The sequence below is a fragment of the Streptomyces venezuelae ATCC 10712 genome (assembly GCF_008639165.1).
GTDB lineage: Bacteria > Actinomycetota > Actinomycetes > Streptomycetales > Streptomycetaceae > Streptomyces > Streptomyces venezuelae.
In genome coordinates, this window is record NZ_CP029197.1 from 7,317,674 (window position 1) to 7,330,310 (window position 12,637).

Here is a 12,637-nt window from a genome sequence, read left to right on the forward strand (position 1 = left end):
ACGAGTTGTCCAGCATACGAACGGGGGAGCAGGTTTCGACAGGTTCCCGCCGGTATCACCTGCCACGGGAACGGTCAGACATCCGTTCCTTCGGACCGCAGGGGAGGTGCCAACGCCGTGCGGAACACGAGCAGTTGATCTTCAAGGAGCAGGTCGAACCGCCCGGCGCCCGGCGCGATCCCGAGCGCGCGGCGCTGCTCCTCGTCCCACCCGTACAGCCAGCCGGCGATCTCCGGGGTGAGCTGCCGCCGCGCGAGCAGCGCCCAACTGCCCGGCCACCGGCCGCCGGGATCAAGCTCGGGCAGCCGGACCGCCGCGAGGGCCCCCGCCCGGTCCAGCGCCACCGCGACCTCGGCCGGCTCCTCCTCCGGCCCTTCGTCACCGGGGAAGCCCTCGTCGAGGAGTCGTACGGCCCGGACCACGGCCTCCGACGCCTCGGCCAGCCAGTCCTCGAACACCTCTCCGTCCCGCTGCCCGGTCCGCACCAGGGCGAGCACCACCGCGTCCACGAACGCGGTGGGCCGGTCCAGCGGGGAGAACCCCGACGGGTCGGGCACCCGACCCTCCGCCGCCCTCAGCCACCGGTCCAGATCCTCGTCCCGCTCGGCGGCCAGCCGCAGCGCCGCCGACCGCCCCGGCCCGGTCCGCCCGGCCGCGTGGGCCTCCAGGAGCGCCCCGTACAGCGCCGGCCACCAGAGCCGCACGGCGCCGAGGACCTGCCGCTCGGCGGCCGGAGTCCCCCACCCCGGGCCGGAGTTCAGCTCCTCGACGACCGCCCGAACGTCGATGTCCGGCGCCGGCCCCGGCCGGTCCGGATCCACCACCGCGTGCGCCCGACCGAGGAGTTCACGCGCGCCGCGCCGTTCGGCGACGACGGACGGGCCCGGCGGGAGCGGCAGTTCCGGGCGCTCCCGGCGCGGCGTCCCCGCCCCCTCGACGTCCGGCGTCCTGGCCCGCAGCAGGAACTCCGCGTTCCCGAGCGCCCGCGCCAGACCGGCCGCCGTCGTCCTGACCTCGCCCTCGCCGCCGCCGTGCACCTGGAGGACGACGGCACGCAGGTCCCAGCCGAAACCGTGCAGCCGGTCAAGCTCTCCGGCGACACCCGCTCCCGGCCGCTGTCCGACCGGCCACCGCAGCACGAGCCCCGCACCCCGGTGGGCCCCGTCGGAGAGCCGCTCGTACGCGGGTGCCACGGCATCGCGCAGCGCGGCCTCGGTCGCCGGGAGCCGGCCGTCCCGCACCTCGCACACGTACCAGCGGCGGCGCTCCTCGTGGGGGAGGCCCCGGGCCGCGCGGGCCCCCAGCAGCACCCGCTCCGCCTCGGTGAGGACCGTGACCAGGTCGTCGGCCCCGGGATCGGCCAGAACGTCCCGCACCGGACGCTCGGCCAGGCACCACCGCACGTCGAGCTGTACGCGGTGCCGCTCGTCGGGGGGCGGCTGCGCCGGACCGGCCACCACGGACAGCCGGTGCGCCACCGGTGCCAGACGGGCCGGGCGCAGCGCCGGAAGGAGCTCACCGACCGACAGGTCGGCGCTGTCGTGGCGCGCGTACAGTACGGGCACGGCCACGGCGCCCTCCAGGGCGGCCGCCCCTTCGCGCAGCGCGAGGTCGACGCCGAGACCGCGCACGAGCCCCGAGAAGAACCGCCCCGCGAAGTCGGCCGCCTGACGGTGACTCACCTTGCCCTGCACGGCCACGGCATGGGGGACGCCCGACCGTACGAGCTCCTCGGCGGCGGAGGTGCCACGCCCGAGCCGCTCGACGTGGTCCGCCGATGGCTCCTTCGCGGGGTCCGCCCACGAGGTCGCCGAGTCGCAGGCCATGAGCACCGCGAGCCCGACTCCGGCGTCCCGCAGCCACCCGGCGAGCACGTCCACGCTTAGCCAGCGAGCCCCGGCGCCGGCGGTGCCGGGGCTGGTGCCGGGCATGCCGGTGCCGGGCATGCCGGTGCCGGGCATGCCGGTGCCGGGCATGCCGGTGCCGGGCGCGCCCGCGCCCGCGACCGCGCCGACCGCACCGGGCACGCCCGCGACCGCGACCGCGCCGACCGCGCCCGCGTCGGCGCCGCCCGCGACCAGCGAACCCGCGGGCTCGCCGTCCGTGCCTGGCGAGCCCGTGCCCGGCGAGCCCCCGCCCGCGCCGCCCGCGCCCGTGTCGGTGCCGCCCCCGTCGCCCGCGACCACGAGTCCGCCCGCGATGTGGTGCCCGCCGAAGTAGAAGACCCGCGCGCCCCCGAGCAGGGTCCGCCGGATGCCCTCCGCCGTGGCGGGGGCGTCCACGAGCAGGGCGGAGAGCCGCGAATCGCGTACCGCGTCGGCGACCCGCCGCCGGTCGTCGTCCCCCGGCGCGCCGGGCTCCGGCTCCAAGACGGTCTCCGGGCCGGCCGGGGTCGTGATCCCGCCGTGCACGGAGGTGGCGTCCGCGACGGCGACGATCCCGGTCCCGGCCGCGGGGGGCGGCGCGGGGCGGTCCGGAACCACGTCCCTGACCAGGGCGAACCACGGGTGTCGCCCCAGCACGACGCCCCCGTCCGGCGGCAGCGCCAGGGAGTCGGCCCATCGCGCCCACGCGTCCGCCGTGGCCAGCGGTGAGGGCAGCCGGACCGACTCCCAGCGCAGGGAGCCGAGGTCGTACGGACCGGTCTCACCGGGCCCCGGCAGCAGCAGCCGCAGCCGCAGGTACCGCCCGGGGCCGAGCGCCGCCGCCCGCTCGGCGACATGCGGGCGTACCTGCTGGGGGAAGAGCAGCTTCCCCAGCAGCTCGGCTTTCCCGGCGGGCGTTTCGCGGCCCGGCGCGACGAGCACGCCCGTCCCCACGGAGCGTGCCCGCGGCGCCTCGTGAGCAGGCAGGCCGTTGACGAGGACGACCACGGTGACCCGCCCGTTCTGCCACGACAGCCGGAGCGTGATGTCCGGTTCCCTCTCCACCCGTTGCTCCCCGCGTCCGTGTGGGCTCCAGAATGACACCACCGGCCGGTTCGGAACGACGGAGGCGTGATCAGTGGGGTACGGAGACACGTACGCGCGGCCAGCGCGGGGGGTTCTGGAGGAGCAGCTGCGCGCTCTGCGGGCCTCCGATCTGTGGCTCAGGCCGGAGCTTTCCGACGACGCCCGGCGCCGATGGCAGGCGCTGCTGTTCGACGAGGAGATGGACGAGGAGGACTTCGCGTTCGAGCACGACGAGGTGTTGTACACGTGCGCGGGCGCGGAGGAGACCTGGGCCCTCTTCCAGGCCCGGCTGCACGGGGGACTGCGCGGCCTCCCGGACGGCGAACGGGTGGGCAGCGCCCCGCCCCCCGAGGTGGCGGCGGAGGAGGAGACGGAGGACGACCCCCTGCCGGAGGACGAACTCCAGACGGAGGACGAGCCCGCGCCGGAGGGCGAACTCCAGACGGAGGACGAGCCCCCGCAGAAGGGCGAACCCCAGCCGGAGGGTGACCGTCAGCCCGGCTCCTGGCCCACCTCCGGCACCGCGGTGGTCGACACCCTGCCGGGCGCCGACGTTCCGACGGTCGTCGACCCCCGGCCGGACTCCGGCGCCCCGCTCGGCCGTCGCGCTCCGGAGCCGGTCCCCGCCCCGAAGGGGGACAGGTACCTCAACCTGGCGGTCGTCTGGCCGCTGTCCCGGCGTACCGTGCCCGAGGACCACACCCTCGCCTCCGGCAGCCGCTACGAACTCCGCCTGGACATCGGCGGGTTGTCGCAGCAGAGCCTGCTCGCCGAGCAGGCCAGGCCCTTCCCCGAGGGATCGCTCGCGCACACGGACGACGAGGGACGCGGCGACTGGCTGTACGTGACGGTCGTCAGCGAGGACTTCGACTTCCCGGCGGTCGTACACCCGCTCTTCCTGCCGCTGAAGGGCGGGAGTTGGGTCTGCCCGTGCGAGCCCGGCGGACGGCACCTGTGCGAGGAGGGTCACCGGGGGCGGCACCTGTTCATCCCGTTCACCGCCCCGGAGGAGCCTGGTCCGGCCCGGATGCGGGTGTACGTCTCTTACCGGGGGAACCAGCTCCAGTCGGTCTCCCTGACCACCTGGATCGCCGCCCGGGAGAGCGCGGGCGGCGCGACGACGGCCGTCGTCGACCACACCCTGACGCCCGGGTTCGCGGAGGTCTCCGAGCTGCCCGCCCGGACCGCGGGCGTACGGGTGGGGCGGGACGGCGACGGCAGGATGACCGTCGACGTCGTGTCCCGGCACGGTCCCGTCGCCACGTTCTGGCTCGGCGAGCACCAGGTGCGCGACGTCCTCAAGGAGGCCCGGGCGGCCCTGCTCGGCTGCCACGCGGTGTGGCGGGGCGAGGGCGGGGAACGCCGCCTGGAGAACCTGCTCGGCCCCGACAACGGCAAGCCGCGCCCGGCCCTGCTCCAGGACATGACGAAGCTGGCCCGGCTCGGCTGGTCGTTCTTCCAGATGATCGCCCGCGGCCGGCACGAACGTGCGGCGCTCCTGCGGGTGCTGCGGGAACCGGCCCAGATCCAGATCTGCCGGGAGGAACACCAGTACCTCGTCTTCCCCTGGGGCCTGCTGTACGACATCCCCGTCGAGAGCCAGGGGGAGCTGGTGCCGTGCGCCGCCGGCTGGGCGCAGGTGGAGCGGGACGTCGCGGCCCGCGCCTGCCCGGCGCCGGACGGCCACGGCCTCAACACGCTGTGCCCGTACGGCTTCTGGGGCTACCGTCACTTCATCGAGCATCCGCCGTCCGTCGCCCGGGGCCGCCGCCTGCGGCTCACGGCCGGCCGCGAGCGCGACGCAGGCCCGGTGCTCACGGTGGCGCGCAGCAACCGCCTCGACGAGAACCTGGCGGGCCGTCACCTGGCCACGCTGCGCGCCGGGTTCCGCCAGATGGACGTGTACGACCGCCGGGCCGCACTGCGCGAGGCGCTGACCGGCGATCCGGGGGACTGCGTGTACTTCTACGGGCACGGGCGAAGGCCCCGCGCCGAGGCCGGCGAGCACTCCAGCGCCACGGTCCTGGAGATCGGCCACGAGGACCGGATCCAGCCGGAGGACCTCAAGGCCTGGGCGGTGAACGAGGGATGGGACCGGTGGGACGAACTCGCACCCCTCGTCTTCCTCAACGGCTGTCACACCGCCGACCGCGACCCCGCCTCCTGGCTCGGCTTCGTCGACACCTTCACGGAACTCCACGCCTCGGGTGTCATCGGCACCGAGATCACCGTGCAGCAGGCGCTCGCCGGTGAATGCGCCGAGCTCTTCTGGGAGTCGCTGCTCGCCGGGCAGGAGGTCGGCCCCGCTCTGCACCGGGTCCGGATGGAGCTGCTGCGCAAGGGGAACGTCCTGGGGCTCGCCTACACGGCGTACTGCTCCGCCGCGCTCCGCCTGCGCGCCACCGTCTGAGGGTCCGTCAGGGCTCGCCCATCCACGTGGACGTGGTGGGGGGTGAGCCGGCGCCTGCCCCCTCCGAGGGTGCGGGGGCGGCGTCGGGGGCGCCCGGCTGCGCGGGCACCCCCGCGGCGAGCCGTTCCTTCGCCCTGGCGGCCTCGGACCGGTCGAGCCGCCAACCGACCACGAAGTAGCCGAAGAAGCCGACGAAGAGCCCGAGGCCGTAGGCGGCGAAGAGATCCGGTTCCGCGAACTGGTTGTTGACGACGGCGCCGCCGCCCAGCGCGGCGACGACGGTCACGAGGTCGGCGATCCGCGACCCTTCGGCCGCGCGCCGCAGGGTCCGGTAGGCGATCCACCCGATCACCGCTCCGAAGGCCCCGGCCCCCCAGAGGCCGAGCATGGAAACCTGCACCTGTGCTCCTCACCACGTCGCCTGTGCGTCGCGGACAACGTACCGGCGCGACAGGGCTTCCCGGTACGGGCGAGCGTCCGCCGTCAGCCGCGCAGGGCGGGGAGGACCTTCTCGCGGTAGGCCGTGAAGAATTCCTCCTGCTCCTGTCCGATCTGGCCGACGTACACCTCGTCGAACCCGGCGTCCAGGTAGGCGCGGACGGCGGTGACGTGCTCCTCGACGTCCGGGCCGCACGGTACGGCGTCGGCCGTCTGCTCGCGGGTGACGAGCTCGGTGGCCTGCTCGAAGTGGGCCGGCGTGGGGAGGATCTGGTTCAGCTCTCCGGGCAGCTGTTCGGTCGGCCACATGCAGTGTGCGGTGTCGATCGCCGCGTCCCGGTCCGGGCCCCAGCAGACCTTCAGGCCGCCGACGACGGGCTTGCCGGTGCCGCCCGCCTCCCGGAAGGAGGCGATGGCGTCCTCGTCGGGGCCCATGGTGACGAAGCCGTCCCCGATGCGTCCCGCGAGGGCGGCGGCCTTGGGGCCGAAGCCCGAGACCAGGATGTCCGGCGGGGTCTCCGGGACGGTGTAGAGGCGGGCGTTGTCGACGGTGTAGTGCCGGCCGCGGTGGCTGGTCTGACGGCCGGTGAACAGCTTCCGCATCACCTCCACGGCCTCTTCCAGCATGTCCGCCCGTTCGTCGAAGGCGGGCCACCGGTCGCCGAGGACGTGCTCGTTGAGCGCTTCGCCGGTCCCCACGCCCAGCGTGAACCGGCCGTCGAGGAGCACGCTGGACGTCGCCGCCGCCTGGGCGGTGACCGCCGGATGCATCCGCACGGTGGGGCACGTCACGAGCGTGGTGACGGGCAGCTCCACCGTCCGGGACAGGGCGCCGATCATCGACCACACGAAGGGACTGCTGCCCTGGGCGTCGGTCCACGGGTGGAAGTGGTCGGAGATGGCCAGTCGCGTGAAGCCGGCGTCCGCCGCGAGGCGCGCCTGGCGCAGCAACTGGTCCGGGGTGAACTCCTCGCAGGACAGGAAGTAGCCGAAGGACGTCATGTGTTCGTTTCCTTTCGCGTCGGCCCCCTGGGTCCGCCCCGGGGGTCATGATCCGTCGTCGGACCGCCGGGTTCGGCCGCTGCCCGGCAGGATCTCCTGGATCTTGGCCTTGAGCCCCTGGCGGACCATTCCGACGCGGTCGCTGTCGCCCTTGAGGACCGCCGCGGCGGTGGCCTCGATCTGATCGAGGTCGGCGTGCGGCGGGATGGGCGGGACGGCCGGATCGGTACGGAAGTCGATGACGAACGGCCGGTCGGCGGCGAGCGCCTGCTTCCAGGCGGCCTCGACGTCCGCCGGCCGCTCCACGCGCACCCCGTCCAGACCGATGGAGCGCGCGAAGTCCGCGTAGGGGACGTCGGGCAGTTCCTGCGAGGGCAGGAACTGGGGCGCCCCGGACAGGGCCCGCATCTCCCAGGTGACCTGGTTGAGGTCGAGGTTGTTGAGCACGGCCACGACCAGGCGCGGGTCCTCCCAGTCCCGGTGGTACTTGGCGGCGGTGACGAGTTCGGCCATGCCGTTCATCTGCATCGCGCCGTCGCCGACGAGGGCCACCGCCGGCCGCTCGGGATGGGCGAACTTCGCGCCGATCGCGTACGGCACCCCGGGGCCCATGGTCGCCAGCGTCCCGGACAGCGACCCGCGCATGGCCCCGCGCAGACGCAGGTGGCGCGCGTACCAGTTCGCCGCCGAGCCGGAGTCCGCCGACAGCATCACATCGTCCGGCAGCAGGGCGTCCAGGGCGTGGACGACGTACTCCGGGTTGAGGGGATCGGCGTCGACGCCGGCCCGCCCCTCCATGACCTGCCACCAGCGCGCGACGTCCTTCTCGATCTTCTTGCGCCAGGAGCCGTGCTTCTTGCGCTTCAGCTGCGGCAGCAGCGCCTTGAGGGTGCTCTTCGCGTCGCCGACGAGATTGACCTCGAAGGGATAGCGCAGACCGACCATGAAGGGGTCGATGTCGATCTGCACGGCGCGGGCCTGGTCGAACTCCGGGAGGAACTGGCTGTACGGGAAGCTGGAGCCGACCACCAGGAGCGTGTCGCAGTCCCGCATCATCTCGTACGAGGGGCGGGTGCCCAGCAGGCCGATGGACCCGGTGACGTACGGCAGGTCGTCGGGCAGGGCGTCCTTGCCGAGCAGCGCCTTGGCCACCCCGGCGCCCAGGACGTCCGCGAGTTCCTCGACCTCGGGCCGGGCGCCGCGGGCCCCCTGGCCGATCAGGACCGCCACCTTCGAGCCCTCGTTGAGCACGGCGGCGGCCCGCGTCACATCGGCGGGGGAGGGGACGGGCGCGTAGTCGGGGCTGCCCAGGCTCGACGGGACCATCTTGAAGGCGTGGGTCGGCGGCGTGTAGTCCAGTTCCTGCACGTCGGCCGGGACGATGACCGCGGTCACCGTGCGCTTGGCGTAGGCGGTCCGCATGGCCCGGTCGATGACGTTCGGCAGTTGCTCGGGGACGGTGACCATCGCGCAGAACTCGGAGGCCACGTCCTTGTAGAGGCTGAGCAGGTCGACCTCCTGCTGGTACGAGCCGCCCAGGGCACTCCGGTTGGTCTGCCCCACGATCGCGACGACCGGCACGTGGTCGAGCTTCGCGTCGTACAGGCCGTTGAGCAGGTGGATCGCGCCGGGGCCGGAGGTCGCCGCGCAGACACCGACCCGGCCGGAGAACTTGGCGTACCCGACCGCCTGGAAGGCGGACATCTCCTCGTGGCGGGACTGGACGAAGCGCGGTGTGTCGTCGGCGCGCCCCCACGCGGCCAGCAGGCCGTTGATGCCGTCGCCGGGGTACGCGAAGACGTGCTCGACACCCCACTCGCGCAGGCGCTGGAGGATGTGGTCGGAGACCTTGGTCGGCATGATGCTCCTCTGACGGACTCTCGATTCGGGGCACCGGCCGTGCGCCCCCTGGTACGGCTAACCGCCGACGGGAGGGCGAAACGCCCCGGTATCGGCCGTACCCGGTGGCCTCCGTCCCCGGCGGCGCCTGTACCGGGCGGCAGCCGATCCGGGCACCCGGCGGCGCCTCAGTCGAAGGCCTCGACGGCGGGGACGATGCGCGCCGCCATGTTCACGGCCATCATGCGCAGCGCCGCGCGGGCGAGGTCCTCGTGGATCTCGGCCACGGCGTCGTCGGCGACCGTGACCGAGAGGTGGCGGATGTGCGCGTCCAGCGCGGAGTAGAGCACGCACTGCTCCGTCACCTGCCCGCACAGCACGAGGTGGGTGACGTCCAGCCTGCCCAGCAGATAGGCGAGCGGTGTCTCGTAGAAGGCGGAGTGCCGTGCCTTGACGACGAAGTACGAGTCCTCGTCCGGCCTGATCGGTTCGACCAGACGGGCGTACGGGCCGGCCAGGGCCGCCTCGACGATCTCGCCGTGGTGCGAGCGCCACTTCCCGAAGTTGTCGTTGGCGTAGATCACCGGCACTCCCCGTGCGCGCGCCTCCTCCAGCAGCCGCACCACGGCGGGCAGCGCGCGCTCCACGGACGGCACGAGCTGAGCGGCGTCCTCGTGCTCGTACGTGTTCAGCATGTCGATGACGACAAGCGCGGGCTTCATGGCTCCCACGCTCCCAGACCACCGGCCGCGCGGCGCCCCGGCGGGGTCAGCCGCGCGCATCCACCGCGGCGCGCAGGACCCGCGTCGCCCGGGTCCCGCGCAAGGTCCTGGCCAGCAGCGCCGAGGCGGCCACGGTCACCCCCGCCGCGGCCCCCGCGACGGCCGGATGACGGGCGAGGGCGGTGTACGGCGAGTGCGCCGCGGCCTCCCCGTCGAACGTCCCGTGGGCGCCGTGGTCACGGCCGCCCGGCCCGTCCCACGGCACCCAGAGGTTGCTCGGGGCCGTGTCGAAGGTCGGTTCGTCGGTCTGCTGGGAGTCGTACGCCGTTCGGGCGATGGAGCGGCCGAGGAGCCCCGGAGCGACACGGCGCGCGAGGACCGAGGCCGCGGTGGACACGGCCCGGGCCACGGGCCGGCCCACCCCGGCGCTCGCACCGGTGACGACCACGGTCCGCTCCTCGAGGTGCTCCGGCGGGTCCGGAGCGCCCCGGCCCGCACGCGTGGCGTGGAGCACGACGAGGCCCTCCAGGAGCGAGACGACGTCGGACGTCCGGATCATGGTCGCGCTCCTCGCCTCGGGTGTCCCGCTCGCTCTCACCGGGCGCCTGCCCCGGCGCACCCGAGACACACCTTTAGCGCGCCGGGCGGCGGCCCCCCGAGCTATCACAGGGCGTCGGCCGCGACCCGCAGGTCGGCGACGAGCCCGGCGTACATGTCGTCGCGGTCGCGGGCACGCAGTACGGCGGAGGGATGGACGGTCGCGAGGACCCGCGTGTCCGTCCCCTCCCCGGCGTCCGTCAGCGGCCTCGGCACGCCGCGGTCGGCGCCGACCCGGAACGACGGGCCCAGCAGGGCGCGGCCGGCGGTGGCCCCGAGGGTGACCACCAGCTCGGGCGACACCAGCCGCAGCTCCGCCATGAGCCATGGCCGGCAGGCCAGCGTCTCGCGCAGGCTGGGGGCCTTGTGGATCCGCCGCTTGCGGGTCGCGTCCTCGGTGAACTTGAAGTGCTTGACGGCGTTGGTGACGTACAGCCCCTCCTCGTCGATCCCCGCCTCGCGCAGCGCCCGGGAGAGGAGCCGGCCCGCGGGCCCCACGAACGGGACCCCTTCGCGGTCCTCCTGGTCGCCGGGCTGCTCCCCGACCAGCATCAGCCGCGCGTGCGGATCTCCCCGCCCGAAGACGGTCCCGGTCGCGTCCCGGTGGAGCGGGCAGCCCTGACATCCGGCGGCCGCCGCGCGGTGCGCGGGAATCCCGCCGCGCCGCGGCAGGAACGGCGTGGCGTCGTACGGCTCGGGGACGGGGTCGTCGTCGCGGGTACCGGCCATGGGGGCCTCCCGGTGGACACGGAGAGGGGGCGGTACGCCCATTGTCCGGCACCCGCACGGTTTCGGCTCCGTCCGCGCGGGCAGCCGCCCGGAGCAGCCATCAGTCGCAGCGAAGGGGGCTGGGCCATGTCCACAGGAACGATTCTGGCCATCGTCATACCGGTCGCGGTGCTGATCCTCCTGATCGTGGCGGCGTTCGCGCTGGACCGTCGGCGCCGTCGCCGGCTGCGCGAGCGCTTCGGCCCGGAGTACGACCGTACGGTCGATGAGGCCGGCAGCCGCCGGGCGGCCGAGCGCGACCTCGGGGAACGCGAGAAGCGGCACGACTCCCTCGACATCAAGCCCTTGCCCGACGACGTGCGGGAGCGCTACCTGCGGGAGTGGCAGGGCGTGCAGGAGCAGTTCGTCGACCGGCCGGAAACGGCGGTCCACGACGCGGACCGGCTGGTGAGCGTGCTCATGCGGGAGCGCGGCTATCCCACGGAGGACTTCGAGCAGCAGACGCGCGATCTGTCCGTGGAACACGGCCGCGCGCTGGAGCACTACCGGGAGGCCCACGAGATCGACCGCCTCACCACCTCGCACCGGGCCACCACGGAGCAGCTGCGCGGAGCGATGGTCCACTACCGGGCCCTCTTCGACGAGCTCCTCTCCGACGGACACCAGGCCGGCCCCGCCGGCCCCGAGCGCTAAGGCCGTGGCATGCGAGACAACGACACTCCGGCGAGGGCCGACAGCGGCCTGTCGACCGACGACATAGCGGGCACACCCCAAGGCACCGGTACGACCGGTACGGACCCCCGGGAGGAGCGCGGGCGGAGTTCCGACCAGCCGCCGGTCTACCCGGGGGAGAGCACCCCGACCGGCACGGACGCCGACGTGACGGACCGTGACGCGGCCCTCGGCGACGAGCGCGACGGCGGTGGCGAGGCCGGCGGCCGGTCGGCCGAAACGCGTACGAGCGAGACACCGGAGAACGGCGGAGCACAGGAGAGCGGCGGAGCACCGGAGAGCGGCGGACGGGACGAGCCGACGAGCGACGCCCCGCACCCGCCCCCGCACCTGCTGGACCCCGGCGACGAGGACGGCTTCCGGGCGCGCTGGCACGACATCCAGAGCCAGTTCGTCGACGACCCCCGCGAGGCCGTGCACGCGGCCGACGCGCTCGTCGCCGAAGTGATGCAGCGGCTCGCCGCCACCTTCGCCGACCACCGGAAGACCCTCGAAGGCCAGTGGAACCGGGGTGAGGACGTGGACACGGAGAGCCTGCGTACGGCCCTGCGCCAGTACCGCTCCTTCTTCCACCGGCTCCTCAGCACCGGCGGAGACGGGGGCGGGGAAGCTGCCGCCTCCGACCGGCGCCCCACGGCGCCGCCGCGTTGAACGGCGCGACCCGACCCGCACCGGCCCCCTGCCCTCACCCTCCATCGGGTGAGGGCAGGGGAGCGTCCGGCGGGGCGGACCGTCCGGCCGGGCGCACGGGGGAATAGTGCGGGGCGTGACCTCGTCCCCGCGCGCCCTCCGTCGCCCCGTACGCCCGCTGGCCGGCGTCCTGCTGGCGGCGGCCCTGCTCAGCGGCTGCGGCGCCTCCGCGGCCCGCGAGGACGGTGCCTCCCGGGCCGGCCTGCTCTTCACGACGGCGCTCGCCGCGGACGACCTCAGGGCCGGCTGTGAGCTGCTCGCCCCCGAGACCCGGGAACAGGTCGAGTCGGACGCCAAGAGCCCCTGCGGCCCGGCGCTGCGCTCGCTGGACCTGCCGAAGGCCGGAGCGCAGCTCGGGGTGGAGGTCTACGGCCGCCAGGCGCTCCTGCGCATGCGGAACGACACGCTGTTCCTCTCGCAGTTCGACGACGGCTGGAAGGTCACCGCCGCGGGCTGTGTCCCGCAGGCGGAGGACGAGCCGTACCAGTGCGCGCTGAAGGGATCCTGACCATGAAGTCCGTGTTCGC

General features: G+C 74.3%; 11 protein-coding genes. 4 read left to right on the top strand and 7 right to left on the bottom strand.

What is annotated here, in order from left to right; genetic code table 11:
• Positions 1-74: 74 nt before the first annotated feature.
• The gene (locus DEJ43_RS33455) at positions 75-2,930 is read right to left on the bottom strand and encodes a CHAT domain-containing protein (protein WP_015037866.1); all 2,856 of its coding nucleotides are present in this window, start codon (positions 2,928-2,930) and stop codon (positions 75-77) included.
• 73 nt (positions 2,931-3,003) lie between these two features.
• Here DEJ43_RS33455 and DEJ43_RS33460 point away from each other — a divergent pair, with 73 nt between their 5' ends.
• Positions 3,004-5,361 carry a CHAT domain-containing protein gene (locus DEJ43_RS33460; protein ID WP_015037867.1) on the top strand — a complete coding sequence of 786 codons (2,358 nt, stop codon included), beginning with the start codon at positions 3,004-3,006 and terminating at the stop codon, positions 5,359-5,361.
• A 7-nt stretch (positions 5,362-5,368) separates the two neighbouring features.
• Here the strand turns inward: DEJ43_RS33460 and DEJ43_RS37675 are convergent, their stop codons facing one another.
• The 6 genes from DEJ43_RS37675 to DEJ43_RS33490 all read right to left on the bottom strand — a co-directional run bounded on the left by DEJ43_RS37675 (position 5,369) and on the right by DEJ43_RS33490 (position 10,688).
• Positions 5,369-5,761 carry a hypothetical protein gene (locus tag DEJ43_RS37675; RefSeq protein WP_015037868.1) on the bottom strand — a complete coding sequence of 131 codons (393 nt, stop codon included), beginning with the start codon at positions 5,759-5,761 and terminating at the stop codon, positions 5,369-5,371.
• Between the two features lie 83 nt (positions 5,762-5,844).
• Positions 5,845-6,801 carry a TIGR03557 family F420-dependent LLM class oxidoreductase gene (locus DEJ43_RS33470; RefSeq protein ID WP_015037869.1) on the bottom strand — a complete coding sequence of 319 codons (957 nt, stop codon included), beginning with the start codon at positions 6,799-6,801 and terminating at the stop codon, positions 5,845-5,847.
• Between the two features lie 45 nt (positions 6,802-6,846).
• The gene (locus tag DEJ43_RS33475; RefSeq protein WP_015037870.1) at positions 6,847-8,661 is read right to left on the bottom strand and encodes a thiamine pyrophosphate-requiring protein; all 1,815 of its coding nucleotides are present in this window, start codon (positions 8,659-8,661) and stop codon (positions 6,847-6,849) included.
• A 167-nt stretch (positions 8,662-8,828) separates the two neighbouring features.
• The gene (locus tag DEJ43_RS33480; RefSeq protein ID WP_041663186.1) at positions 8,829-9,362 is read right to left on the bottom strand and encodes a cysteine hydrolase family protein; all 534 of its coding nucleotides are present in this window, start codon (positions 9,360-9,362) and stop codon (positions 8,829-8,831) included.
• Between the two features lie 46 nt (positions 9,363-9,408).
• On the bottom strand, positions 9,409-9,921 hold the full coding sequence (locus DEJ43_RS33485; protein ID WP_015037872.1) for an SDR family oxidoreductase: 513 nt from the start codon (positions 9,919-9,921) through the stop codon (positions 9,409-9,411).
• A 104-nt stretch (positions 9,922-10,025) separates the two neighbouring features.
• The gene (locus DEJ43_RS33490) at positions 10,026-10,688 is read right to left on the bottom strand and encodes a UdgX family uracil-DNA binding protein (RefSeq protein WP_015037873.1); all 663 of its coding nucleotides are present in this window, start codon (positions 10,686-10,688) and stop codon (positions 10,026-10,028) included.
• Between the two features lie 126 nt (positions 10,689-10,814).
• Here DEJ43_RS33490 and DEJ43_RS33495 point away from each other — a divergent pair, with 126 nt between their 5' ends.
• The 3 genes from DEJ43_RS33495 (at position 10,815) to DEJ43_RS33505 (ending at position 12,618) form a co-directional block, all read left to right on the top strand.
• Positions 10,815-11,381: a hypothetical protein gene (locus tag DEJ43_RS33495; protein WP_015037874.1), complete on the top strand. Its 567-nt coding sequence runs from the start codon at positions 10,815-10,817 to the stop codon at positions 11,379-11,381.
• A 9-nt stretch (positions 11,382-11,390) separates the two neighbouring features.
• Positions 11,391-12,071, top strand: a complete 681-nt coding sequence (locus DEJ43_RS33500; RefSeq protein WP_015037875.1) for a hypothetical protein — start codon at positions 11,391-11,393, stop codon at positions 12,069-12,071.
• A 115-nt stretch (positions 12,072-12,186) separates the two neighbouring features.
• Positions 12,187-12,618 carry a hypothetical protein gene (locus DEJ43_RS33505; RefSeq protein WP_233448014.1) on the top strand — a complete coding sequence of 144 codons (432 nt, stop codon included), beginning with the start codon at positions 12,187-12,189 and terminating at the stop codon, positions 12,616-12,618.
• Positions 12,619-12,637 lie beyond the last annotated feature (19 nt).

Coding starts and splice junctions, on each gene's coding strand:
- DEJ43_RS33470 (WP_015037869.1), bottom strand. CDS start 6,801: ATGACGTCCTTCGGCTACTTCCTGTCCTGCGAGGAGTTCACCCCGGAC.
- DEJ43_RS33475 (WP_015037870.1), bottom strand. CDS start 8,661: ATGCCGACCAAGGTCTCCGACCACATCCTCCAGCGCCTGCGCGAGTGG.
- DEJ43_RS33480 (WP_041663186.1), bottom strand. CDS start 9,362: ATGAAGCCCGCGCTTGTCGTCATCGACATGCTGAACACGTACGAGCAC.
- DEJ43_RS33485 (WP_015037872.1), bottom strand. CDS start 9,921: ATGATCCGGACGTCCGACGTCGTCTCGCTCCTGGAGGGCCTCGTCGTG.
- DEJ43_RS33490 (WP_015037873.1), bottom strand. CDS start 10,688: ATGGCCGGTACCCGCGACGACGACCCCGTCCCCGAGCCGTACGACGCC.
- DEJ43_RS33495 (WP_015037874.1), top strand. CDS start 10,815: ATGTCCACAGGAACGATTCTGGCCATCGTCATACCGGTCGCGGTGCTG.
- DEJ43_RS33500 (WP_015037875.1), top strand. CDS start 11,391: ATGCGAGACAACGACACTCCGGCGAGGGCCGACAGCGGCCTGTCGACC.